This window comes from Streptomyces sp. JJ66, assembly GCF_019303495.1.
GTDB lineage: Bacteria > Actinomycetota > Actinomycetes > Streptomycetales > Streptomycetaceae > Streptomyces.
On the sequence record NZ_JAEVFI010000004.1, the window covers coordinates 66,233 to 88,960 of the forward strand.

Consider the following 22,728-nt stretch of genomic DNA (forward strand, 5'->3'; position numbering starts at 1 on the left):
GGCCCCGGATCTCAAAGGACACGAGGACAACCGCAACCATGGCTATCTTCCTCACCAAGGAAAGCAAGGTCATCGTCCAGGGGATGACCGGTTCCGAGGGCCAGAAGCACACCAAGCGCATGCTGGCTTCGGGCACGAACATCGTCGGCGGCGTCAACCCGCGCAAGGCGGGCACCAGCGTCGACTTCGACGGCACCGAGATCCCGGTCTTCGGCAGCGTCACGGAGGCCATCGAGGCCACCGGCGCCGACGTGACCGTCATCTTCGTCCCGGAGAAGTTCACCAAGAGCGCCGTCGTCGAGGCGATCGACGCCGAGATCCCGCTCGCCGTCGTCATCACCGAGGGCATCGCGGTGCACGACACCGCCGCCTTCTGGTCCTACGCCGGCAAGAAGGGCAACAAGACCCGCATCGTCGGCCCGAACTGCCCCGGTCTGATCACCCCGGGTCAGTCCAACGCGGGCATCATCCCGGCCGACATCACCAAGCCGGGCCGCATCGGCCTGGTGTCGAAGTCCGGCACGCTGACGTACCAGATGATGTACGAGCTGCGTGACCTCGGCTTCTCCACCTGCGTCGGCATCGGCGGTGACCCGGTCATCGGCACCACCCACATCGACGCGCTGAAGGCGTTCGAGGCCGACCCGGACACCGACCTGATCGTCATGATCGGTGAGATCGGCGGCGACGCCGAGGAGCGCGCGGCCGACTTCATCAAGGCCAGCGTCTCCAAGCCGGTCGTCGGCTACGTCGCGGGCTTCACCGCGCCCGAGGGCAAGACCATGGGCCACGCCGGTGCCATCGTCTCCGGCTCCTCCGGCACCGCCCAGGCGAAGAAGGAGGCCCTGGAGGCTGCCGGTGTGAAGGTCGGCAAGACCCCGTCGGAGACCGCGCGGCTCGCCCGCGAGATCCTCGGCGGCTGAGCCGGTCACCCGGCCGGGCACCGGCCGAACGGGTCCGGGTCCGTCCCTGCTGTCAGGGACGGACCCGGACCCGTTGGTGTGTCCGCGCTAGTCCGCCAGCTGCCGCACGGCGGTGGTGAGGGAGGTCTGCGGAAGCAGGCTGCCGTGCTCGGTCGTGGCGATGGTGAACGAGGTCGCCGCGACCACGGCGGCGGTCAGGCCGCAGGCGGCGGCCGTCCGGCCCCGGGTCAGCCGGTCGCTGCCCGAGCGCACCTCCCGCGCGGGCGGCGGCTCCACGACCTGCGCCGCCGCGAGCTGGCGCAGCAGCACACCGACGCGGGCACCGCGCCGCTCCGGTGCGACGGGGACCAGTTCCGCCACCCGCCCGGCCAGCGCTTCGCGCGCGTTGAGCAGCCGGGCGGCGGTCGCCGGAGTGCTGGCCTCGGTCTCGGCGGCCGTCTCCGCGAGCCCGATCCCCATGCCGTCGTGCAGCAGCAGCACCCGGCGGTGGACGGGCGGCAGCGTGAGCAGCGCCGTCAACAGCTCCCGGTCCTCCGGGACGCCCGCGTAGGCGTCCGGCGTGCGGTGCGCGGGACGCAGCTGATGCCACGGGGACAGCGCCCGCTCATGCACCGCCGCCCGAACCCAGCCCGCCGGGTCCCGGTCCACGGCCACTTTCGGCCACTGCTCCCACGCCTGGTGGAACGCCCGCCGCACCGCCCACTCGGCCAGCTTGCCGTGCCCGGTGAGCAGGTACGCCTGCCGCGTCAACCCGCGCACGGTGCGGTCGTACAGCGCGTCGAACGCCTCGACGGGTGGCCAGGTCGCCGCTTCTTCCCGCTCCTGCCGTGTCATCCGCGCCGCGAGCGCGTCCGCGTCCGCCTCCGGCAGGGCCCAGGCGGGCGCGCTGGGTGCCGCTGCTCCCGGCCCGGGGGGCGTGCTGGGCGCCTTCGTCTCCGGCTCGCTGGGCGCGGGGGGTGCTGCGGGTGCTCGCGTCCTGTCGGGGGCGGGGCTGGCCGCTGACCCGTGTTCCGCGCCGGCGTCCGGTGGGGTGTCCGGCTGCGGCTCGGCGCCGGCGTCCGGTGCGGTCGCGGACTTTGCGCCGGGCGGTTCTGGCACGGGGTCCGGCTCCGGGCGCTGGGCCGGGCCGGTGGGGTGTTTCGCGCGCGGCTCCGGCTCCGCGCCGGGTTCCGGTGCCGCCGTGGCGTGCTCCGGGTCCGGCTCGGTGGCCGGGCGGGGCTGCGGCTGGGGGGCGTTCTGACCGCCGGGTGTGTCGCCGGGCCTGGGGGCCGGGTCGGCCTGGGCGGCGGGGCGCGGGAGGGGACGGCGGGTGAGCGGGAGGGGCAGCCCGGTGGTGGGGAGCTGGAGGGGGCGGAGAGGCGTCCAGCCGCCGGGCGGGGGCGAGACCAGGAGCGAGTGGGTCCGGGGCTCGCCGGGCACGGTGACGCGGGCCAGGGGCGGCTCGTGGGCCTGCTCCCGGGCGTCGTCCCGCTCCGGCGCGTCCCGCTCCCGCTCCGGTGCGTCCCGCTCCGGTGCCGGTGCCGTGCCCACCCCGGCGGCGGGGGCGGCCTCGCTCGCGGGCTCGGGCGTGATGCCGGGCTCGCCTGCGGGCACGGGTGCGGCGTCGGGCTTGCCTGCGGACGCGTGGGCGGCGTCGGGCTGGGGCTCCGGCTCGTGGGCGGCGGCAGGCGGGGCCTCCCCGGCTTCGGGCGCGGGGCTGGCGGAGTGCTCGGGCGGCAGCGGGAGGCCCTGGCGGCGCGCGCGCTTGACGGCGCGTCGCCGCTGACGTGCCGTCTGTTCCGTCCGTGGGGTGCCGACTTCGCTCATGCCCGCCTCTCACCGTGACGCGCCCACCGAGACATCAGTGTGAAAAAGTGCATAGCATCATATTGGGCGACACCACGAGCTTTCGCGCGGTACCCGGGCGAAACGGGTGTTGTTGGCAGCATGGCGGCGTGAGCCGAACGACGCAGCACAGCGCACGCCGCCGGGAGGCCGCGCGGGGCGTGCCCGCCCTGGAAGCGGTCGTGGAAGGCGCATTCGCCGCCTGTCTGGGCTTGGCGCTCGTGGCCATGGTGGCCCTCCTGCTGTGGATCACCTCGCCGTACCCGGACAGCGGACCCGGCGGGGCCCTGCGGGTCGCCGCGAGCCTGTGGCTCCTCGCCCACGGTGCCGAGCTGGTCCGCCTCGACACGCTCAGCGGGGTGCCCGCGCCCGTCGGCGTCACCCCCCTGCTGCTGACCGCGCTCCCGGTGGGTCTGCTGTACCGGGCGGTCCGGGCGATCCGGGCCGACGGCGGCGGGTGGCGCGGCGTCGGATGCCTGGGGGGTGGCTACCTCGTCGTCGCCGCCGGTGTGGTCGGATACTCCGTCACCGGGCCGCTGGCCGTGGACCCGTGGAGCGCCGCGCTGCACCTGCCGCTGCTCACCTTCGGCACGCTCACCGTCGGCGGCTGGTGCGCCGCAGGACGGGAGGCGTTGCGCCTGCCCGACGCCTTCACCCGGCGGGTGCCCGGCTGGCCGTCGGCGGCGCGGTGGGTGCGGCGGCTGCGTCCGGGCGCCGCCGTACGCGCGTCGGGGGCTGCGGTGGCCGTGCTGTGCGGGGGCGGTGCGCTGCTGGCCACGGTCGGGCTGGCGTGGCACGGAGGCGCGGTGCGGGAGGCGTTTCCCCAGCTGACGTCGGCCTGGTCCGGGCAGCTGGCGGTGCTGCTGCTGTGCGTGGCGCTGGTGCCCAACGTCGCGGTGTGGGGCGCGGCCTTCGGCCTCGGACCCGGGTTCACGCTGGGCGCGGGCAGCGCGGTGGGGCCGCTGGCGACGACCCCGTACCCGTCGCTGCCGCACTTCCCGCTGCTGGCGGCGGTGCCCGGGGAGGGCGGGGGTTACCCGGTGCTGTGGGCGGCGGCCGGAGCGGTGCCGGTGGCAGCGGGGTGGGCGGCGGGCTGGTCCGCGGCCCGGGCGGGCGTCCCGGTGCCGGGGACGCGGCACGGCGCCACGGGGTGGCGCGGAACCGTCGGCACCGCGCTGCTCGGCGCGCTGGGGTGCGGGCTCGCGATGGCGCTGCTGGGCGCGGCGGCGAGCGGCCCGCTCGGCACGGCCGCCCTCGCGCATCTTGGCCCGGTGTGGTGGCAGACGGGCGGCGCGGCGGTCGGCTGGACGGCGGTGGTGTCCGTCCCGGTGGCGCTCGCGGTGCGGCTGTGGCGGGTGAAGGACCCGCATCCGCTGCTGGCTGTGGCCCTGGCGTGGCGGCGGTTCGCGACGTGGTGCGGCTCGCTGCGCGGGCGGGCGGACGGGGAGCCGGTGGGCGACTGGCACGCGACGGGGGCGCGGCTGGCGCGGTGGGCGGCGCTGAAGGAGGCGTCCGGCGGACTGATGGCCGACTTCGAGCCGCGCTGGGAGGACCCGGGGCCGGTGGAGCGCCGCCGGGGTCGCCACCGGCGGTAGCGGCTACCCCGCCGCACCGCTTGGTGAACCGGGGGAGGCGTCTCGCCCCTGGCGGTCGCGCGCCGTGCGGCCTCACCCGCGCGGGCCAGCCCGCAACCGCCCGCCTGGACCGGCCAGGTGCCACCTGCGTGGGCCGGAGCCGCGCAACCCCCGCGCTGGGCCAGCCGAGGCGGCGCGTCAGCCGAAGCGGCGCGTCAGCCGAAGCGCCCGGGGCTCCCGCGTGCTCGGCGGGGAAGCGGAGGGGTCAGGAGTTCTCGCCGATGACCGGACGGAGTTGTTCCGGCAGGAGTTCCTCGCAGGTTTCGCGGGACGTCGCGGTGAGGGCGTCGTCAACGCAGGTGTAGTAGTCGGAGTAGACGAGTTGCAGGGTGAACGCGGCGGCGACGAGCAGCAGGGCGAGACTGCCACCGACGATGCCGCCCACCGCGGCCGACGTCAGCGGAGCCGCGCCCCGGGCCCCACCGGGCGTGCCCGGGTCACCCGGCGCGGGCGGGCGGGAGCCGGAGGCATCCGTGGCCCGGCCGGTGAGGGCGGCGACCGCCGAACCGTTCCGCCCGCCGGAGTCCTTGCGCTCGACGCCCGGCGCCCCGCGCAGCGCGCTGATGCCCCAGTACAGGGCGAGTGAGCCCAGCAGCAGGCCGAGCGGCGCGAGGTTGAAGACCGCGACGAAGAAGAAGCCCCACATGCCCGCGAGCATGGCGAAGCGCGCGTGCCGCTGGGCCGGGTCGCGCGGGTCCCAGCGCCTTCCGGCGGGGCCGCCCTTGCGCGGCCCGCGCCCGTTGCCCGGCCCGCCAGGGCCGCCGGGTCCGCCCGGCCCGCCGGGGCCACCGGAGTCACCGGGGCCGCCGAAGCCGCCGCTCTGCCGCCGGGGCTGGCGGCTGCTCCACTGGCTGCCCCACGCCCCCCGGGCCGGTCCCTGGCCGCCGCCGTGGTCCTCGGAGCCCCCGGCGCCCGGCTCCGTGCCCTGGGCGTCACCGGAGCCCTGGGCGTCGCCGTGGCCGTGCTCGCCGTGGCCGTGCTCGCCGTGGCTGTGCTCGTCGGAGCCGTGCTGGCCGGAGCCCGGCTGGTCCGGGTCGTGGCCCTCGGGGCGGTGGCGGGGCTGCCACGGCTGGTCGGGCTGCCCCTCGGGGGGAGGCGCGAAGGGATTGTCGTCCTGGCTGCTCCACCCGGAGCCCTGGGACCGGTCGCCCGGGCGGCCGGGCTGACCGAAGACGCGGCGTCGCTCAGTCATCAGGTGTGTGTCGTCCCCTTCGTCCGTCCGTGTCCCGCCCGCTGGTGTGCGAGGTCACGGAACCGTGCCCCGACGCTACCCGCTGGCCTGCGGGCCGTCCCGTGGGGAGCGCTCGGCGGGGCCGGTATCGTTGCTGGCGGTCGGCCGCTTCGTAGGGTTCCCCGGATTCGCCCGCCTCCGCTGTTCGTTCGATCGCACCAAGGCGCTCCCGCGCCTGATGTCCCCGAGCCTGAGAAAGAGCCTCGTCGTGGCTGCTGCTTCCACTCCTGCCCGCCTCGTCGTGCTCCTATCCGGTTCGGGCACGAACCTTCAGGCGCTGCTGGACGCCGTCCACTCCGCCGGGCCGGACGCGTACGGCGCCCGCGTCGTGGCCGTCGGCGCGGACCGGGACGGCATCGAGGGGCTGGCCCGGGCCGAGCGGGCCAACGTGCCGACGTTCGTGTGCCGCGTACGCGACTACGCCGACCGGGCCGACTGGGACCGGGCGCTGGCCGAGGCGACGGCCGCCCACGCGCCGGATCTGGTGGTCTCGGCGGGCTTCATGCGCATCGTCGGCCGGGAGTTCCTGGCCCGGTTCGGCGGCCGGTTCGTCAACACCCACCCGGCGCTGCTGCCCAGCTTTCCCGGCGCCCACGGGGTGCGGGACGCGCTCGCGTACGGCGTGAAGGTGACCGGGTGCACCGTCCACTTCGTCGACGACGGCGTCGATACCGGTCCGATCATCGCCCAGGGGGTGGTGGAGGTCCGGGACGAGGACCACCTGGACGACGGGGCCGCGCTGCACGAGCGCATCAAGGAAGTCGAGCGACGCCTGCTCGTCAACGTCGTGGGCCGCCTGGCGCGCGACGGCTACCGCATTGAGGGACGAAAGGTACGGATTCCGGCATGACCGCCGAAGCTACGAAGCGACCGATCCGCCGCGCGCTGGTCAGCGTCTACGACAAGACGGGGCTGGAGGAGCTGGCCCGTGGCCTGCACGCGGCCGGGGTCCAGCTCGTCTCCACCGGCTCGACGGCCGCGAAGATCGCCGCCGCCGGGGTACCGGTGACGAAGGTCGAGGAGCTGACCGGCTTCCCCGAGTGCCTGGACGGCCGGGTCAAGACGCTCCACCCGCGCGTCCACGCGGGCATCCTGGCCGACCAGCGCCTTGAGGCGCACCGCGAGCAGCTGGCCGAGCTGGGCGTGGAGCCGTTCGAGCTGGTGGTCGTCAACCTCTACCCGTTCCGGGAGACGGTCGCCTCCGGCGCCTCCCCGGACGCGTGTGTGGAGCAGATCGACATCGGCGGCCCGTCCATGGTGCGCGCCGCCGCGAAGAACCACCCGTCCGTGGCGGTCGTCGTCAACCCCGAGCGGTACGCCGACGTGCTGCGGGCGGCGGCTGACGGCGGTTTCGACCTGAGCGCCCGCAAGCGGCTGGCCGCCGAGGCGTTCGCTCACACCGCCGCCTACGACGTGGCCGTGGCGGGCTGGTTCGCCGACGACTCCGTCGGCTACGCGTCCGACGACAGCGGATTCCCGGCGTTCCTCGGCTCCGCGCTGGAGCGGCGGCACGTGCTGCGCTACGGCGAGAACCCGCACCAGGGCGCGGCCCTCTACAGCGACGGCACCGGCGGCCTGGCGGAGGCCGAGCAGCTGCACGGCAAGGAGATGTCGTACAACAACTACGTGGACACCGAGGCCGCCCGCCGCGCCGCGCACGACCACGCCGAGCCGTGCGTGGCGATCATCAAGCACGCCAACCCGTGCGGCATCGCGACCGGCACGGACGTCGCCGAGGCACACCGCAAGGCACACGCCTGCGACCCGCTGTCCGCGTTCGGCGGCGTCATCGCCGTCAACCGGCCGGTGTCGGTGGCGATGGCCGAGCAGGTCGCGGAGATCTTCACCGAGGTCGTCGTCGCCCCCGGCTACGACCAGGGCGCCGTGGAGGTGCTGACGCGGAAGAAGAACGTCCGTGTGCTGCGCTGCCCACAGGCGCCCGGCGCGGTCACCGAGCTGCGTCCCGTCGAGGGTGGCGCGCTGCTCCAGGCCAAGGACCGCCTGCAGGCCGACGGCGACGACCCGGCGCGCTGGACGCTGGCCACCGGCGAGGCGCTGGACGAGGCCGGGCTCGCCCAGCTGGCCTTCGCCTGGCGGGCCTGCCGCGCGGTGAAGTCCAACGCCATCCTGCTCGCCCGGGACGGCGCCACGGTCGGCGTCGGCATGGGCCAGGTCAACCGGGTGGACTCCGCGAAGCTGGCCGTCGAGCGAGCGGGCGCCGAGCGGGCCGCCGGGTCCTTCGCGGCCTCCGACGCGTTCTTCCCGTTCCCCGACGGCCTTGAGGTGCTGACGGCGGCGGGCGTGCGCGCCGTCGTCCAGCCGGGCGGATCGGTACGCGACGAGGCGGTGATCGAGGCGGCCAGGGCAGCCGGCGTCACGATGTACCTCACCGGCACCCGCCACTTCTTCCACTGACACTGACACCGGGGGCACCCACTCGCCCGGGTCACCCCGCACGCGCGAGGGCCGCGCACGTCATCGACGTGCGCGGCCCTCGTACGCGGGGACGGGCGTCAGCCCACCAGGCCGGGCTGCCCGCGCCGGAACCATGCCTTGGCCTCGTCCTGAGTCAGGAAGACGATGCCGGTGATGCCCAGCCCCGCCCACAGCACGCCGAACGGGATCGCTATGACGCCGAACAGCGTGAGGAACGAAGCCCACACGATCGTGCCGACGCGAATGCCGTTTCCGCCCTGCCCGAAGCGGGCGGCCAGCACGATGCCCACCACGGCGTGCACCAGGTAGAGGCCGAACAAGGTGTAGAAGATGCCGAGGCCAAGGTTGTAACCGAACGAGTCCTGCGTTGCCTGCCCGGCATCCTGGCTGTTGGCTGCCAGGAGGATGAGCATGGCCAGCGACAACAGCCCCTGGAGCGCGCCCGCCACGAAAATCAGCACGCGCAGAACTTTCAGCTTCCCCGGCAGCTGTGTTGGCACCGGCGGGCCGGGATACATCGGCCCGCCGCCCGGGTAGCCGGGCTGCTGCGGGTATGCGGGCGGCTGCTGGGGGTAGCCGTAGCCCGGCTGGGGCGGGGCGGGCGGCTGTTGCGGGTAGCCGTACTGCGGCTGCGCCACGGGCGGCGGCCCCTGCGGCGGCGGGCCGTACGGGTTGTGCTGACTCGGGGTGCTCACAGCGGACTTCCTCTGACACGGTAGGGACGTAACGGTGGTGCCGCCCTGCCGGTACGGGGGCCACGCCGAAGCCGCAGGCAAGAGGAATCCCCTGGGTGCCGCCCCCGCGACCGCCCCCGACGGCCGCAGCACCCGCTCATCATCCGGTGTACCAAGGAGTGCTGTCCAGTTGCGTTCGCGTTCTGTGACGAACCGTGGGCGCACGTGCCGGCGCCGCCCGGGGTGGAACGCGCGGGCTCTCATCCGCGAGGATGGGGGCCATGAGCGCGCAGATTCTCGACGGCAAGGCCACCGCGGCCGCGATCAAGTCCGAACTGACGACCCGGGTCGAGGCCCTGGCCGCCCGTGGTGTGCGGCCCGGCCTCGCCACGGTGCTGGTGGGTGACGACCCGGCCAGCCACAAGTACGTGGCGGGCAAGCACCGCGACTGTGCCCAGGTGGGCATCGCCTCCCTCCAGCGGGAACTGCCCGCGACGGCCTCGCAGGAGGAGATCGAGGCCGTCGTGCGCGAGCTGAACGAGGACCCGGAGTGCACCGGCTACATCGTGCAGTTGCCCCTGCCCAAGGGCATGGACACCAACCGGGTGCTGGAGCTGATGGACCCGGACAAGGACGCCGACGGTCTCCACCCCGCCAACCTGGGCCGCCTCGTCCTCGGGGTGCCCGCGCCGCTGCCGTGCACCCCGAACGGCATCATCGAGCTGCTGCGCCGCCACGGGGTGCGGATCGCGGGCGCGGAGGTCGTCGTCGTCGGGCGCGGCATCACCGTGGGCCGCTCGCTGCCGCTGCTGCTCACCCGCCGCTCGGAGAACGCCACCGTGACGCAGTGCCACACCGGCACCCGGGACCTGGCCGCGCACCTGCGCCGCGCCGACATCGTGGTGGCCGCCGCGGGCGTGCCGCACCTGATCAAGCCGGAGGACGTGCGGCCAGGCGCCGCCGTGCTGGATGTCGGCGTCAGCCGCGACGAGAGCGGCAAGATCGTCGGCGACGTGCACCCCGGGGTGGCCGAGACGGCCGCCTGGGTCGCCCCGAACCCCGGCGGCGTCGGCCCGATGACGCGGGCGATGCTGCTGGCCAACGTCGTCGAAGCGGCCGAGCGGAACGCGGGCTGACGGCGGTGGCTGCCCCCTTCCCGCGCCGCTCGCGCCGCTTCCCGGTCTTCACCCGGGACACCGCCCGCCCCGAGGGCGGCGGGCGGGCGGCGCCGGGTGACGCCCTGGCCCCGGCCCGTCAGTGGCCGCTGCTCGTCGTGCTCGCGGGCACGGCCGCCGGGCTGCTACTCCTGCTGAGCACCATGCGGATCGGTCTGCTCATCGTGGGCGCCGCCCTGTTGACGGGCGCGGTGCTGCGGTGGCTGGTGCCGTCGGTGGGCATGCTGGCGGTCCGCTCCCGCTTCACCGACGTCCTGACGTACGGGGCGCTGGGCACGGCGGTGGTGCTGCTGGCGCTCATGGTCCAGCCCAACCCGTGGCTGCGTATCCCGTTCCTCCAGGAGATCATGCGGTTCCTGGTGCGCTAGCACACGCTGGGATGGCCGGATTCCGCCGGTCGCCGACAGGCGCGTGCATGGCCCGGGCGGGACGGGGAACAACACGGTCACCCCCACGGGTGCACAACCGCGCCCCGGCAGCCGCCCGCCCCCTCCTTCCGCGGGCGGCTGCCCAGCGTGTGTCGCGGGGGCCCGGCGCGGTAGCCTGACGCCGGATCTCTTGACGTAGAGAGACTTCACGGGTCCCGCGGACCCGGCGGCGCTCTCGCGTGCACGGGGTCCTTGCCGCCATCGTCAGGTTCAACGGAGACCGCCATGACCCGCAACGCCGTCAATGTCACCGTCACCGGAGCCGCCGGCCAGATCGGCTACGCGCTGCTCTTCCGCATCGCCTCCGGGCACCTGCTGGGCCCGGACGTCCCCGTCAAGCTGCGCCTGCTGGAGATCACCCCCGCCCTCGGCGCCGCCGAGGGCACCGCCATGGAGCTGGACGACTGCGCCTTCCCGCTCCTGGAGGGCATCGACATCACCGACGACCCGAACGTGGCCTTCGACGGTGCGAACGTGGCGCTGCTCGTCGGCGCCCGCCCGCGCACCAAGGGCATGGAGCGCGGCGACCTGCTGGAGGCCAACGGCGGCATCTTCAAGCCGCAGGGCAAGGCCATCAACGACCACGCCGCCGACGACGTCAAGGTGCTCGTCGTGGGCAACCCGGCGAACACCAACGCGCTGATCGCCCAGGCCGCCGCCCCCGACGTCCCGGCCGAGCGCTTCACCGCGATGACGCGCCTGGACCACAACCGCGCGCTGACCCAGCTGGCGAAGAAGACCGGCAGCTCGGTCAACGACATCACGAAGCTGACGATCTGGGGCAACCACTCCGCCACCCAGTACCCGGACATCTTCCACGCTCAGATCGCGGGCAAGAACGCCGCCGAGACCGTGGGCGACGAGAAGTGGCTGGCGGAGGAGTTCATCCCGACCGTCGCCAAGCGCGGCGCGGCCATCATCGAGGCGCGCGGCGCGTCCTCGGCGGCGTCGGCGGCCAACGCGGCCATCGACCACGTCCACACCTGGGTGAACGGCACCGCCGCCGGTGACTGGACGTCCATGGGCATCCCGTCCGACGGCTCCTACGGCGTGCCGGAGGGCCTGATCTCCTCGTTCCCGGTGACCTGCGCGAACGGCGAGTACCAGATTGTGCGGGGGCTGGAGATCAACGAGTTCTCCCGCGCCCGGATCGACGCCTCGGTCCAGGAGCTGGCGGAGGAGCGCGACGCGGTACGCGGTCTCGGCCTCCTGTGACGGACGGCTGACGGACGGCGTGGCTGAGCGGGAGCCGCCGCACGCGGCTGGACCCCCAGCGCTCGCCCCGCACGGCGCGGGCGCGGCACCCCTCCCGAGGTGGGTGCCGCGCCCGCGCCGTTTCCGTGTCGGTGTCGGTGCCGGTGCCGTTTTCGTACCGTGCCCGCGCTGAGCCGGGCGGGTTCGCGCCGCGCCCGCCCCCGTTCAGCCGCCCGCCAGTTCCTTCTGTACCTTCTTCACGTCCACCGACTCCTTGGCCGAGGGTGTCTCGCTCGGCACCGGCTCGTCGAAGTCGGACAGGGTGGTCGTGGTCGTCGAGCCGTCCGCCTTCTCCACCAGCCGCACCGGGTACGGCTCGCCCTGGGCGGCGACGTCGATGGTGTGGGTCCGCTCCCCGCTCTCGGCGGTGATGGTGACGACGGGCTCCCCGTCCACCTCCCCCTTGGCGGGGTCGCTCCACTCGGCGCCGCCCGATTTCATGCCGTCCTGGAGCGTCCGCAGCTGGCAGCCCGCCGCGAAGTCCTCCATCATCGGGTCGCTCGCGGGACCGGTGAGGTAGCGGCCCGCGAACGCCTCGTAGGCGTCCGCACCGGCCTGTCCGGCCTGGGCCTCCCAGAACGTGCGGTCGGGCTTGAACCACACCACATCGCCGCGCTTGATGATCTCGGCTGAGCCCTGCTCGCCCATGCTGGTGGTGCCGGCGCAGTTGCCGTCGCGGTCCAGCATGAAGTCGATGGACGCCGTGTCCTGTTGGTCGCCGCGTATCGTGAACCGCAGCGACCGCGCGGACTTCAGCGCCTCGCGCGCCCGCTCCTCGACCTGCTGCCCGGACTGGTCCGCCAGCCCGTCGCCACCGCTCGTGCAGGCCGCGAGGCCGCCCGCGGCCACCAGTGCGGCCGCGGCCACCGCCGCCAGCCTTCCGTACTGCTTGCCCACGTGCCCAAGACCTCCGTCGGTGCGGTGTTCACCTGCGGGCCCCACCGTACGGGGTGTTCACATTCGGGCCCCACCGTACGGAACGGGACGATCCGGCGTGCGCCGCGTGAGGAAGGCCACTTCCGCGCGGATGCGCGCATGGGTTCGAAGGAACGGGGAAGGGGTGCCCGTTGCCGGTATGACCGGCACCGCGCGACAGCGCCCGGAAAGCTCCGGAAGCCCCAGAAAGCAAGGTAATGCAGCACGAAGACGCGTCCGACCTCGCAACCCTGTTCATCGCCGGGCACTGGCGTGCCGCCAGCAGCGGTGGCACCCGCGAGGTGCTGGACCCCGCCGACGCCACGGTGCTCGCGCGGGTCGCCGACGGCTGCGCGAAGGACACGGACGCGGCGGTGGCCGCCGCCCGCCGGGCCTTCGACGAGGGCCCCTGGCCGCACACGCCGGTCGCCGAGCGGGCCGCGCTGCTGCGCCGCGTCGCGGACCTGTTGCAGCGCGACCGCGAGGACGTGGCGCGCACCGAGTCACGGGACGCGGGCAAGACGCTGGAGGAGGGCCGGGTGGACGTCGATGACGTCACCGCCGCCTTCCGCTACTTCGCCGACCTGGTGATGAACGAGTCCGGCGGGCGCGTGGTGGACGCGGGCAGCCCGGACGTGCACAGCGTCGTCGTGCACGAGCCGGTGGGCGTCTGCGCCATGATCACGCCGTGGAACTATCCGCTGTTGCAGGCGAGCTGGAAGGTGGCCCCCGCGCTGGCGGCGGGCAACACCTTCGTGCTCAAGCCCAGCGAGCTGACGCCGATGTCCACGGTCCGCCTGCTTCAGCTGCTGGACGAGGCCGGGCTGCCCGAGGGTGTGGGCAACCTGGTCACCGGCGCGGGTGACCCGGTCGGCGCGCGGCTGGCCGAACACCCGGACGTGGACCTGGTCTCCTTCACCGGCGGCCTGGTCAGCGGCGTCAAGGTGGCCCAGGCCGCCGCGCCGGGCGTGAAGAAGGTCGCCCTCGAACTGGGCGGCAAGAACCCCAACGTCGTGTTCGCCGACGCCTGCGCCACCGACGAGGGCTTCGAGGTCGCCGTGGACCAGGCGCTGAACGCCGCGTTCATCCACAGCGGCCAGGTGTGCTCGGCCGGGGCGCGGCTCATCATCGAGGAGTCGGTGCGCGACCGCTTCGTGGCCGAACTGGTCCGCCGCGCCCAGCGCATCCGGCTGGGCCGGGGCACCGAGCCCGGCGTCGAGTGCGGCCCGCTGGTCTCCCTCCAGCAGCTGGAGAAGACCGAGCGCTACGTCGCCGACGCCCTGGCCGACGGTGCCACGCTGCGCTGCGGCGGCGTCCGCCCCGACCCGGGCGACGACCGTCCCGCCGGGGGCTTCTTCTACCGGCCCACCGTGCTGGACCACTGCCACGGCGACATGCGCGTCGTGCGGGAGGAAACGTTTGGCCCGATCCTGACGGTGGAGACCTTCCACACCGAGGACGAGGCCGTCGCGCTCGCCAACGACACCGAGTACGGCCTCGCGGGCGGCGTCTTCTCCGCCGACACCGCCCGCGCCCGGCGCGTCGCCGCCCGGCTGCGGCACGGCACGGTGTGGATCAACGACTACCACCCCTACCTGCCGCAGGCGGAGTGGGGCGGTTTCGGCCGCTCCGGCGTCGGCCGCGAGCTGGGCCCCGCCGGGCTGGCGGAGTACCGCGAGACCAAGCACATCTACGAGAACCTGCGCCCCGCGCCCGTCCGCTGGTTCGCCGGCTGACGCCCGTGTCGCTGTCGCGGGCCGCCCCACCGGGCGGCCCGCCGCGCCCCTGGTTCCCCCCTCCCTCGTCCTCCCGCGTGCCGTGCCGCGCACGCGTCCACCGCAAGGAGCCGCACCCCACCCATGCCTGAACCCAGTGAGTTCCCCAGCGCGCGTGCGTACGACTACGTGATCGTCGGCGGCGGCACGGCTGGCTGCGTCATCGCCTCCCGGCTGACCGAGGACCCCGGCGTCACCGTCGCCGTCATCGAGGGCGGCCCCTCCGACATCGACCGCCCCGAGGTGCTCACGCTGCGCCGCTGGCTCGGCCTGCTCGGCGGCGAGCTGGACTACGACTACCCGACCACCGAACAGCCGCGCGGCAACAGCCACATCCGGCACAGCCGCGCCAAGGTGCTCGGCGGCTGCTCCTCGCACAACACGCTGATCTCCTTCAAGCCGCTGCCCGGCGACTGGGACGAGTGGGAGCAGGCGGGCGCCACCGGCTGGAACGCCACGGCGATGGACCCCTACTTCGGACGGCTGCGTAACAACGTCGTCCCGGTGCACGAGAAGGACCGCAACGCCATCGCCCGCGACTGGGTGGACGCCGCGCTGACGGCCACCGGCGTGCCCCGCGTCGAGGGCTTCAACGCCGCCCCGTTCACCGAGGGCGCCGGGTTCTTCGACCTCGCCTACCACCCGGAGGACAACAAGCGCTCCTCCGCCTCCGTCGCCTACCTCCACCCGCACATCGAGGCGGGCGACCGCCCGAACCTGCACCTGCTGCTGAACACCTGGGCGTTCCGCCTGGAGCTGGACGGCGACACCGCGCGCGGCGTGCACGTGCGCGCGCAGGACGGCACCGAGACGCTGCTGACCGCCCGGCGCGAGGTGATCCTGTGCGCGGGCGCGGTGGACACCCCGCGCCTGCTGCTGCACTCCGGTATCGGCCCGGCCGACGACCTCACCGCGCTCGGCATCGACGTCGCGCACGACCTGCCCGGCGTCGGCGAGAACCTGCTCGACCACCCCGAGTCGGTGATCGTGTGGGAGACCGAGGGGCCGATTCCGGACAACTCCGCGATGGACTCCGACGCCGGTCTGTTCGTACGCCGCGACCCCGAGTCCGCCACGCCGGACCTGATGTTCCACTTCTACCAGATCCCGTTCACCGACAACCCCGAGCGCATCGGCTACGAACGGCCCGAGCACGGGGTGTCGATGACGCCGAACATCCCCAAGCCCCGCAGCCGTGGCCGCCTCTACCTCACCAGCGCCGACCCGGCCGTCAAGCCCGCGCTGGACTTCCGCTACTTCACCGACGAGGACGACTACGACGGCCGCACCCTGGTCGAGGGCATCAAGCTCGCCCGCGAGATCGCCGCGACGGAGCCGTTCGCGAAGTGGCTGCGCCGCGAGGTGTGCCCCGGCCCGCGGATCACCAGCGACGAGGAGCTGAGCGCCTACGCCCGGCAGGTCGCCCACACCGTCTACCACCCGGCCGGGACCTGCCGCATGGGCGCCGCCGACGACGCCCTCGCCGTCGTCGATCCGCGGTTGCGGGTGCGCGGCCTGCGCAAGCTGCGCATCGCCGACGCCTCCGTCTTCCCCACCATGACCTCCGTCAACCCGATGATCGGCGTCCTGATGGTGGGCGAGAAGGCCGCCGACCTGCTCACCGCCGATGCCGGCGTCAATGCCGACGATCCCGCGACTCCCCCGACTCCCGCGACCCCGACACCGGGAGGTGTTGCCTGATGTCCGCCGCTGAAACCCCCCAGAACGTCCAGAACGTCCAGAACGTCCAGAGCGCGGCCACCGAACCGGTGTTCGCCGTCCGCAACCTGTGGAAGGTCTTCGGCCCCAAGGCCGAACGCGTCCCGCGCGACCCGGAGCTGGCCGCGCTCGACCCCGCCGAACTGGCCGCCCGCACCCGCTGCACCGCCGCCGTCCGCGACGTCTCCTTCGACGTCCGCCCCGGCGAGGTGTTCGTCGTCATGGGCCTGTCCGGCTCCGGCAAGTCCACGCTCGTGCGCTGCCTGACCCGGCTCATCGAACCCACCAGCGGCACCCTGCACATCGACGGCGAGGACGTGCTCGCCATGGACACCGCCCGGCTGCGCGAACTGCGCCGCCACCGCGCCGCCATGGTCTTCCAGCACTTCGGCCTGCTCCCGCACCGCACCGTGCTGGACAACATCGCCTACGGCCTGGAGATCCAGGGCATGGCCAAGGCCGAACGCCGCGCCCGGGCCGAGGAGATGCTCACCAAGGTCGGCCTCGACGGACTCGGCGCCCGCCGCCCCGGCCAGCTCTCCGGCGGCCAGCAGCAGCGCGTTGGCCTGGCCCGCGCGCTCGCCGTGGACCCGCAGGTGCTGCTGTTCGACGAGCCGTTCAGCGCCCTGGACCCGCTGATCCGCCGGGACATGCAGGACGAGGTGGTGCGGCTGCACCGCGAGGAAGGCCGCACGATGGTCTTCATCACCCACGACCTGTCCGAGGCGCTGCGCCTGGGCGACCGCATCGCGCTCATGCGGGGCGGCGCCATCGCCCAGCTCGGCACGCCCGAGGAGATCGTCGCCACCCCCGCCGACGCCTACGTGCGCGACTTCGTGCGCGACGTGCCGCGCGAACAGGTCATCACCGTGCGCCGCGCGCTGCGCCCGGCCACCGGTGAGGAGAGCGAGACCGGCACGGTGCTCCCGCCCGGCGCGGTGGTCGCCGACGCGATCGAGGCCGTCGCCCGCACCGGCGAGCACGTCCGCGTCATGGACGACGGCCGCCTCCTGGGCGTCGTGGACCACCAGCGGCTCCTGGCGGTGGTCGCCGGGCTGGACGAGGACCCGGACCGGGAGGTGGTGGCCGCGTGAGCGCACCCACCGTCGATCAGGCCGACCCTCCCGCCGACCCCACAGCCCCCGCCGACAAGAGCGCCCCCGCCACCGCGCGGGCCGCGTCCGCCGAGCCCACGCCGGGTCTTGCCCTGCGGGCGCGGCGCGCCGTCCGGCCACCGGTCCTGCTGGTGGGCCTCGCCCTGGCCGTCGTCGTGATCAGCGCGCTGGCCACCGGCTCCGGCGCCTGGCCCGGCGGCCTCACCGTGGACGTGCGCACGCCGCTGGACTCCCTCAACAGCTGGCTCGTGGACAACCGCACGACGCACTGGCTGTTCCTGTACTTCCTGCTGCACATCAGCAACACCGCCGAACTGTCGGTGGACGCGCTCACCGACCTGTTCGCCAGCCTCGGCTGGATCGGCGTCACCCTGCTCGGCACCGCCATCGCCTGGTACGCCGGAGGCGCGGGCCGCAACCGCCGGGCGCTGCGCACCGGCGCCACCGCGCTCGGCGTCTTCGCCGCCTGCGGCCTGCTGGGCATGTGGAAGCCGACGATGGAGACGCTGGCGCTGATGACCGTCGCCGTCGCCGTCGCCGCCCTCCTGGGCCTGCTGCTCGGGCTGGCCGCCGGACTCTCCGACCGCTGGGAACGCGCCCTGCGCCCCGTCTTCGACCTGATGCAGGTCATGCCCGCCTTCGCCTACCTGCTGCCGTTCGTGCTGCTGTTCGGCATCGGCGTGCCCTCGGCGCTGGTGGCCACCGTCATCTACGCCGCGCCGCCCATGGCCCGGCTCACCTCGCTCGGCCTGCGCGGCGCCTCCCCGGCCGCGCTGGAGGCGTCCGCCTCGCTCGGCGCGAGCCCCTGGCAGCGGCTGCGCACCGCCCGGCTGCCGCTCGCGCGCAAGGAGATGCTGCTCGGGCTGAACCAGACGATCATGATGTGCCTGTCCATGGTCGTGCTCGCCTCCGTCGTCGGCTCCGGCGGCCTGGGCGACCGCATCTACCAGGCGCTCGGCAAGCTCAACGTCGGCCAGGCGCTGGCCGCGGGCATCTGCGTCGTCCTGCTCGCCGTCCTGCTGGACCGCACCACCGCCGCCGCGGGCGCCCGCCTCGACGACGCCGACACCGGCTCCGGTTCCGGCTCTGGCGTCAGCGGCCGCCTGGCCCGGTTGCGCGGCTGGCCCGGCTGGCTGGGCCTCGGCGTGCTGACGGCCGTGCTCGCCGCCGTCGGCCCGTACCTGGGCGAGCGCGCGTGGCCGCGCGAGTGGCGCGTCAACATCGCACCGTGGGTCAACGACGCCGTGGCCTGGACCGAGGACACCATCGGCTCCGGTGTGCCCGTCGTCGGCGGCACCCTCACCTGGTCCAACTTCATCACCGAGTGGGTGCTCAACCCCCTGCGCGACGGGCTGAACGCCACCCCGTGGTGGGCGCTGATCCTGCTCGCCGCGAGCCTCGCCTGGACCGTCGGCCGCTGGCGCGCCGCGCTCACCGCGACCGCCTCGCTCGGCGTCATCGGCGTGCTCGGCCTGTGGACACGGTCGATGGACACGCTCTCCCAGGTGCTCCTCGCGCTGCTGATCACCCTCGTCGTCGGCTTCGCCGTCGGCGTGCTGGCCGCCCGGGTGCCCCGGGTGGAACGGCTGCTGCGCCCGGTGCTGGACGCCATGCAGACGATGCCGCAGTTCGTGTACCTGATCCCGGTCGTCGCGCTGCTCAGCGCGGGCCGCGTCGCGGGCGTCACCGCCGCCGTGGTGTTCGTGCTGCCCGCCGTCATCCGCGTCACCACGCAGGGCATCCGGCAGGTGGACCCGGCCACCGTGGAGGCCGCCCGCTCGCTCGGCGCCACCGGCTGGCAGGAGTTGCGCCAGGTACAGCTGCCGCTGGCCCGGCGGGCGCTGCTCGTCGCCGTCAACCAGGGCGTGGTGCTGGTGCTGTCCATGGTCGTCATCGCGGGCATGGTCGGCGGCGGCGCGCTGGGCATCGACGTCATCACCGGCCTGGCCAAGGGTGACCTGGCGCTCGGCCTGCCCGCCGGAGCGGCCATCGTCTGCCTCGGCATCCTCCTGGACCGCCTCACCCAGCCTGGCACGCCCGACACCGCCCGCCGCTGAGCGGTCCCCGACTCCCACCCCCCTTTCCGTAACCGAAGGAAGCATGCCATGCACAGCAAACCCCTACGCACCTCCGTCATCGCCGGCGCCGGACTGGCCGGTCTGCTCCTGAGCTCCTGCTCTGCGGAATCCAACGAGGTCACCATCGCGGTGCCGTCCTGGGTCGGCGCGCAGGCCAACGCCGCCGTGGCCGGTCAGCTCCTGGAGGACGAACTCGGCGTGGACGTCGAGCAGAAGCAGATGGACGAGCCCGTCGCCTTCGACGCGCTGCACAGCGGCAAGGCGGACGCCATCCTGGAGGACTGGGGCGGCGTCCCGAAGAAGGAGAAGAAGTACGTCGAGGAGACCAAGACCGTCACCGCCGGCGGTGACCTCGGCGTCACCGGCCACATCGGCTGGTTCGTGCCGAAGTACTTCGCCGACGAGAACCCCGAGGTCCTGGACTACCGCAACCTCAACGACTTCGCCGGCGACTTCAAGACCTCCGAATCCGGCGACCAGGGCCACTTCATCGGCGCCGCGCCCTCGTACACCACGTACGACAAGCACCTGGTGAAGAACCTGGACCTGGACTACAAGGTCATCCCCACCGGCAGTGAGGCCGCGCAGCTCAAGGAGATCCAGCGGCTGTACGACGCCGAAGAGCCGTTCCTCACCTACTGGTGGGACCCGCAGTGGATGAACGCCGAGATCGAGATGGTCGAGGTGAAGCTGCCGGAGTACACCGAGGGCTGCAACGAGCCCGCGGAGGAGACCGCGTGCGGTTACGAGACGCTGCCGCTGCAGAAGTACTTCAACGCCGACTTCGCGGAGAACGGCGGCGACGCCGCCGAGTTCCTGAAGAACTTCCAGTGGACGACGGAGGACCAGAACGAGGTCGCCCGCATGATCGCGGGCGAGGACATGTCCCCGGAGGACGCGGCGTCGCAGTGGATCGCGGACCACGAGGACGTCTGGAAGAAGTGGCTCCCCAAGGAGAGCTGAGCCCGCGTTCCCGCATGCTCCCCCACCGAGCGGCTGGGGGAGCATGCGGGAAGGCTCCTCTTAACGGGCCAGCACCTCGCGCAGGCGGGTCAGCGCCCAGTCCAGGTCCTCCTTGGTGATCACCAGCGGCGGCGCGATCCGGATCGTGGAGCCGTGCGTGTCCTTCACCAGCACGCCCTCGGCCATCAGCCGCTCCGACAGCTCGCGGCCCGTGCCGAACGCGGGGTCCACCTCGACCCCGGCCCACAGCCCCCGGCCGCGTACCGCGCTCACCCGGCCGTCGGCGGCCAGCAGCGCGAGTTCCTGGTGCAGGTGGTCGCCCAGCTCCGCCGCCCGCTGCTGGAACTCCCCGGTCCGCAGCATGGCCACCACCTCCAGCGCCACCGCGCAGGCCAGCGGGTTGCCGCCGAACGTCGAACCGTGCTCGCCGGGCCGGTAGACGCCCAGCACCTCGCGGGAGGAGACGACGGCGGAGACGGGGACGATGCCACCGCCCAGCGCCTTGCCCAGCACGTACACGTCCGGCACGACGTCCTCGTGCTCGCAGGCGAACGTGCGGCCCGTGCGCCCGAGCCCGGACTGGATCTCGTCGGCCATGAACAGCACGTTCCGCGCCCGGGTCAGCTCGCGGACGCCCGCGAGGTAACCGGGCGGCGGCACCAGCACGCCCGCCTCGCCCTGGATCGGCTCCAGCAGCACGGCGACGGTCTCGGCGTCCACGGCCGCCTCAAGGGCCGCGAGGTCGCCGTAGGGGACGATCTCGAAGCCGGGCGTGTAGGGGCCGTAGTCGGCGCGGGCCTCCTCGTCGGTGGAGAAGCTGACGATCGTCGTCGTGCGGCCGTGGAAGTTGTTCGCGGCGACGACGATCTTCGCCCGCCCGTCCGGCACCCCCTTGACGCGGTAGCCCCACTTGCGCGCGGTCTTCACCGCCGTCTCGATCGCCTCCGCGCCGGTGTTCATCGGCAGTACCGCCTCCATGCCGCACAGCTCGGCGAGCTGGACGCAGAACGCGGCGAAGCGGTCGTGGTGGAAGGCACGGGAGGTGAGGGTGAGGCGGTCCAGCTGGTCCCGGGCGGCGGCGAGCAGCCGCGGGTTGCCGTGGCCGAAGTTCAGCGCCGAGTACCCGGCGAGCAGGTCGAGGTAGCGGCGGCCCTCGACGTCCGTCATCCAGGCGCCCTCGGCGGAACGGACGACAACGGGCAGCGGGTGGTAGTTGTGCGCGCTGTGCGCGTCGGCGGCGGCGATCAGTTCGGCGGCGGAGGGCGCGGCAGAGGAGGAGGGCTGGGACATCACACGCTCCGATCGGTCGGGTCAACGCTCACAGGCTGGTGACAAGCGGTGCCCCCTTTCTACCGCCGGACGGGCCGGTGGCGCGGAAGATTCACCGATTCGTCCCCGGTGGCCGCGAGGACTTTTCTCGCTCGTTACCGGACGCCGGACGCCATCCGGCGTCGCGCAGAGCCCTCGCGGGGGCGGTGCGGCGGCGGCACGGGGCGGTGCGGGCGCTCTGCGAGAATGGCCAGCATGGCTAACGAGCGTCCCCGCGTGCTGTCCGGTATCCAGCCCACCTCAGGCTCCTTCCACCTGGGCAACTACCTGGGTGCGGTCCGCCAGTGGGTGGCGCTCCAGGAGACCCACGACGCGTTCTACGCCGTCGTTGACCTGCACGCGATCACCGTCCCGCAGGACCCGGAGCGGCTGCGCGCCGCCACCCGGCTGGCCGCCGCCCAGCTGCTGGCGGCGGGCCTGGACCCGGAGCGGTGCACCCTGTTCGTGCAGAGCCACGTGCCCGAGCACGCCCAGCTCGGCTGGGTGATGAACTGCCTCACCGGGTTCGGCGAGGCGTCGCGGATGACGCAGTTCAAGGACAAGTCGGCCAGGCATGGCGCCGAGGGCACCACCGTCGGCCTGTTCACCTACCCGGTGCTCCAGGTCGCCGACATCCTCCTCTACCAGGCCGACCAGGTGCCCGTCGGCGAGGACCAGCGCCAGCACATCGAACTCACCCGCGACCTGGCCGAGCGCTTCAACGGCCGCTTCGGGCAGCTGTTCAACCTGCCCGCGCCCTACATCCTCAAGGAGACGGCGAAGATCTACGACCTCCAGGACCCGGCGGTCAAGATGAGCAAGTCCGCCTCCTCGCCCAAGGGCCTGATCTCGCTGCTGGACGAGCCGAAGACCACCGCGAAGAAGATCCGCGGTGCCGTGACCGACACCGGCTCCGAGATCCGCTTCGACCCGGAGAACAAGCCCGGCGTCAGCAACCTGCTCACCATCTACGCCACGCTCACCAGTACGCCCATCGCCGAACTGGAGCAGCGCTACGCGGGCCAGGGCTACGGCGCGCTCAAGGTGGACCTCGCGGAGCTCGTGACGGACTGGGTGACGCCGTTCCGCGAGCGGACGCAGGAGTACCTGGGCGACCCGGAGACGCTGGACTCGCTGCTGGCCAAGGGCGCCGAGAAGGCCCGTACCGTCGCCGCTGAGACGCTGGCCCGGGCCTATGACAAGGTGGGCTTCCTGCCCGCGAAGCACTGATATTTCCCGGATAGGCTGAGCGGCTTCGCACACCGGATGCGTACGC

The 22,728-nt window shown here is 73.6% G+C and carries 18 protein-coding genes; 13 read left to right on the top strand and 5 right to left on the bottom strand.

Translation table 11 applies throughout. The features are described 5' to 3' along the window. The first annotated feature begins 38 nt into the window (after positions 1-38). Positions 39-923, top strand: a complete 885-nt coding sequence (sucD, locus tag JJV70_RS04540) for a succinate--CoA ligase subunit alpha (protein ID WP_219046377.1) — start codon at positions 39-41, stop codon at positions 921-923. A gap of 87 nt (positions 924-1,010) precedes the next feature. Here the strand turns inward: sucD and JJV70_RS04545 are convergent, their stop codons facing one another. Beyond that, positions 1,011-2,729: a hypothetical protein gene (locus JJV70_RS04545; protein WP_219046378.1), complete on the bottom strand. Its 1,719-nt coding sequence runs from the start codon at positions 2,727-2,729 to the stop codon at positions 1,011-1,013. A gap of 128 nt (positions 2,730-2,857) precedes the next feature. Between JJV70_RS04545 and JJV70_RS04550 the strand changes: the two genes are divergently transcribed. Continuing rightward, positions 2,858-4,342, top strand: a complete 1,485-nt coding sequence (locus tag JJV70_RS04550; protein ID WP_308294680.1) for a DUF6350 family protein — start codon at positions 2,858-2,860, stop codon at positions 4,340-4,342. Between the two features lie 244 nt (positions 4,343-4,586). On the opposite strand, the gene JJV70_RS04555 is transcribed toward JJV70_RS04550, so the two are convergent. Further along, positions 4,587-5,573, bottom strand: a complete 987-nt coding sequence (locus JJV70_RS04555) for a hypothetical protein (protein ID WP_219046379.1) — start codon at positions 5,571-5,573, stop codon at positions 4,587-4,589. 217 nt (positions 5,574-5,790) lie between these two features. Here JJV70_RS04555 and purN point away from each other — a divergent pair, with 217 nt between their 5' ends. Further along, positions 5,791-6,462, top strand: coding sequence for a phosphoribosylglycinamide formyltransferase (gene purN / locus JJV70_RS04560; RefSeq protein ID WP_219046380.1), 672 nt, complete (start codon positions 5,791-5,793; stop codon positions 6,460-6,462). Then, positions 6,459-8,027, top strand: a complete 1,569-nt coding sequence (gene purH / locus JJV70_RS04565; RefSeq protein WP_219046381.1) for a bifunctional phosphoribosylaminoimidazolecarboxamide formyltransferase/IMP cyclohydrolase — start codon at positions 6,459-6,461, stop codon at positions 8,025-8,027. Before purN ends, purH begins: the two co-directional genes overlap by 4 nt. Before the next feature lie 98 nt (positions 8,028-8,125). On the opposite strand, the gene JJV70_RS04570 is transcribed toward purH, so the two are convergent. Then, on the bottom strand, positions 8,126-8,743 hold the full coding sequence (locus JJV70_RS04570) for a hypothetical protein (RefSeq protein WP_219046382.1): 618 nt from the start codon (positions 8,741-8,743) through the stop codon (positions 8,126-8,128). Positions 8,744-9,003: 260 nt separating this feature from the next. Between JJV70_RS04570 and JJV70_RS04575 the strand changes: the two genes are divergently transcribed. The 3 genes from JJV70_RS04575 (at position 9,004) to JJV70_RS04585 (ending at position 11,540) form a co-directional block, all read left to right on the top strand. After that, positions 9,004-9,858, top strand: coding sequence for a bifunctional methylenetetrahydrofolate dehydrogenase/methenyltetrahydrofolate cyclohydrolase (locus JJV70_RS04575; RefSeq protein ID WP_219046383.1), 855 nt, complete (start codon positions 9,004-9,006; stop codon positions 9,856-9,858). Positions 9,859-9,863: 5 nt separating this feature from the next. Further along, the gene (locus tag JJV70_RS04580) at positions 9,864-10,265 is read left to right on the top strand and encodes a DUF3017 domain-containing protein (RefSeq protein ID WP_374227247.1); all 402 of its coding nucleotides are present in this window, start codon (positions 9,864-9,866) and stop codon (positions 10,263-10,265) included. Positions 10,266-10,550: 285 nt separating this feature from the next. After that, positions 10,551-11,540, top strand: a complete 990-nt coding sequence (locus JJV70_RS04585; protein ID WP_219046384.1) for a malate dehydrogenase — start codon at positions 10,551-10,553, stop codon at positions 11,538-11,540. Positions 11,541-11,744: 204 nt separating this feature from the next. Here the strand turns inward: JJV70_RS04585 and JJV70_RS04590 are convergent, their stop codons facing one another. Next, entirely contained in the window at positions 11,745-12,476 is a 732-nt protein-coding gene (locus JJV70_RS04590; RefSeq protein ID WP_219046385.1) for a hypothetical protein, read from the bottom strand. Positions 12,477-12,712: 236 nt separating this feature from the next. Here JJV70_RS04590 and JJV70_RS04595 point away from each other — a divergent pair, with 236 nt between their 5' ends. From JJV70_RS04595 to JJV70_RS04615, 5 genes are all read left to right on the top strand, one after another. Beyond that, on the top strand, positions 12,713-14,230 hold the full coding sequence (locus JJV70_RS04595) for an aldehyde dehydrogenase family protein (protein WP_219046386.1): 1,518 nt from the start codon (positions 12,713-12,715) through the stop codon (positions 14,228-14,230). 123 nt (positions 14,231-14,353) lie between these two features. Then, positions 14,354-15,970 (top strand): GMC family oxidoreductase, encoded by a 1,617-nt coding sequence (locus tag JJV70_RS04600; protein ID WP_219046387.1) that lies wholly within the window; start codon positions 14,354-14,356, stop codon positions 15,968-15,970. Next, the gene (locus JJV70_RS04605) at positions 15,970-17,082 is read left to right on the top strand and encodes a glycine betaine/L-proline ABC transporter ATP-binding protein (RefSeq protein ID WP_219046388.1); all 1,113 of its coding nucleotides are present in this window, start codon (positions 15,970-15,972) and stop codon (positions 17,080-17,082) included. The genes JJV70_RS04600 and JJV70_RS04605 overlap by 1 nt, the downstream gene beginning before the upstream one ends. Further along, complete coding sequence (locus JJV70_RS04610) at positions 17,079-19,160, top strand: ABC transporter permease subunit (RefSeq protein ID WP_219046389.1); 2,082 nt, start codon at positions 17,079-17,081, stop codon at positions 19,158-19,160. Before JJV70_RS04605 ends, JJV70_RS04610 begins: the two co-directional genes overlap by 4 nt. A 48-nt stretch (positions 19,161-19,208) precedes the next feature. Beyond that, entirely contained in the window at positions 19,209-20,144 is a 936-nt protein-coding gene (locus tag JJV70_RS04615; RefSeq protein ID WP_219046390.1) for an ABC transporter substrate-binding protein, read from the top strand. A 60-nt stretch (positions 20,145-20,204) separates the two neighbouring features. Here the strand turns inward: JJV70_RS04615 and rocD are convergent, their stop codons facing one another. After that, positions 20,205-21,434 (bottom strand): ornithine--oxo-acid transaminase, encoded by a 1,230-nt coding sequence (gene rocD, locus JJV70_RS04620; protein WP_219046391.1) that lies wholly within the window; start codon positions 21,432-21,434, stop codon positions 20,205-20,207. Positions 21,435-21,668: 234 nt separating this feature from the next. Here rocD and trpS point away from each other — a divergent pair, with 234 nt between their 5' ends. Beyond that, positions 21,669-22,682: a tryptophan--tRNA ligase gene (gene trpS, locus JJV70_RS04625; RefSeq protein ID WP_219046392.1), complete on the top strand. Its 1,014-nt coding sequence runs from the start codon at positions 21,669-21,671 to the stop codon at positions 22,680-22,682. The last annotated feature ends 46 nt before the right edge of the window (positions 22,683-22,728 follow it).

Excerpts from the sequence above, each read along its gene's own strand:
- sucD (WP_219046377.1), top strand. The coding sequence starts at position 39 with ATGGCTATCTTCCTCACCAAGGAAAGCAAGGTCATCGTCCAGGGGATG.
- JJV70_RS04545 (WP_219046378.1), bottom strand. The coding sequence starts at position 2,729 with ATGAGCGAAGTCGGCACCCCACGGACGGAACAGACGGCACGTCAGCGG.
- JJV70_RS04555 (WP_219046379.1), bottom strand. The coding sequence starts at position 5,573 with ATGACTGAGCGACGCCGCGTCTTCGGTCAGCCCGGCCGCCCGGGCGAC.
- purN (WP_219046380.1), top strand. The coding sequence starts at position 5,791 with ATGTCCCCGAGCCTGAGAAAGAGCCTCGTCGTGGCTGCTGCTTCCACT.
- purH (WP_219046381.1), top strand. The coding sequence starts at position 6,459 with ATGACCGCCGAAGCTACGAAGCGACCGATCCGCCGCGCGCTGGTCAGC.
- JJV70_RS04575 (WP_219046383.1), top strand. The coding sequence starts at position 9,004 with ATGAGCGCGCAGATTCTCGACGGCAAGGCCACCGCGGCCGCGATCAAG.
- JJV70_RS04585 (WP_219046384.1), top strand. The coding sequence starts at position 10,551 with ATGACCCGCAACGCCGTCAATGTCACCGTCACCGGAGCCGCCGGCCAG.
- JJV70_RS04595 (WP_219046386.1), top strand. The coding sequence starts at position 12,713 with ATGCAGCACGAAGACGCGTCCGACCTCGCAACCCTGTTCATCGCCGGG.
- JJV70_RS04600 (WP_219046387.1), top strand. The coding sequence starts at position 14,354 with ATGCCTGAACCCAGTGAGTTCCCCAGCGCGCGTGCGTACGACTACGTG.
- JJV70_RS04605 (WP_219046388.1), top strand. The coding sequence starts at position 15,970 with ATGTCCGCCGCTGAAACCCCCCAGAACGTCCAGAACGTCCAGAACGTC.
- JJV70_RS04615 (WP_219046390.1), top strand. The coding sequence starts at position 19,209 with ATGCACAGCAAACCCCTACGCACCTCCGTCATCGCCGGCGCCGGACTG.
- rocD (WP_219046391.1), bottom strand. The coding sequence starts at position 21,434 with ATGTCCCAGCCCTCCTCCTCTGCCGCGCCCTCCGCCGCCGAACTGATC.
- trpS (WP_219046392.1), top strand. The coding sequence starts at position 21,669 with ATGGCTAACGAGCGTCCCCGCGTGCTGTCCGGTATCCAGCCCACCTCA.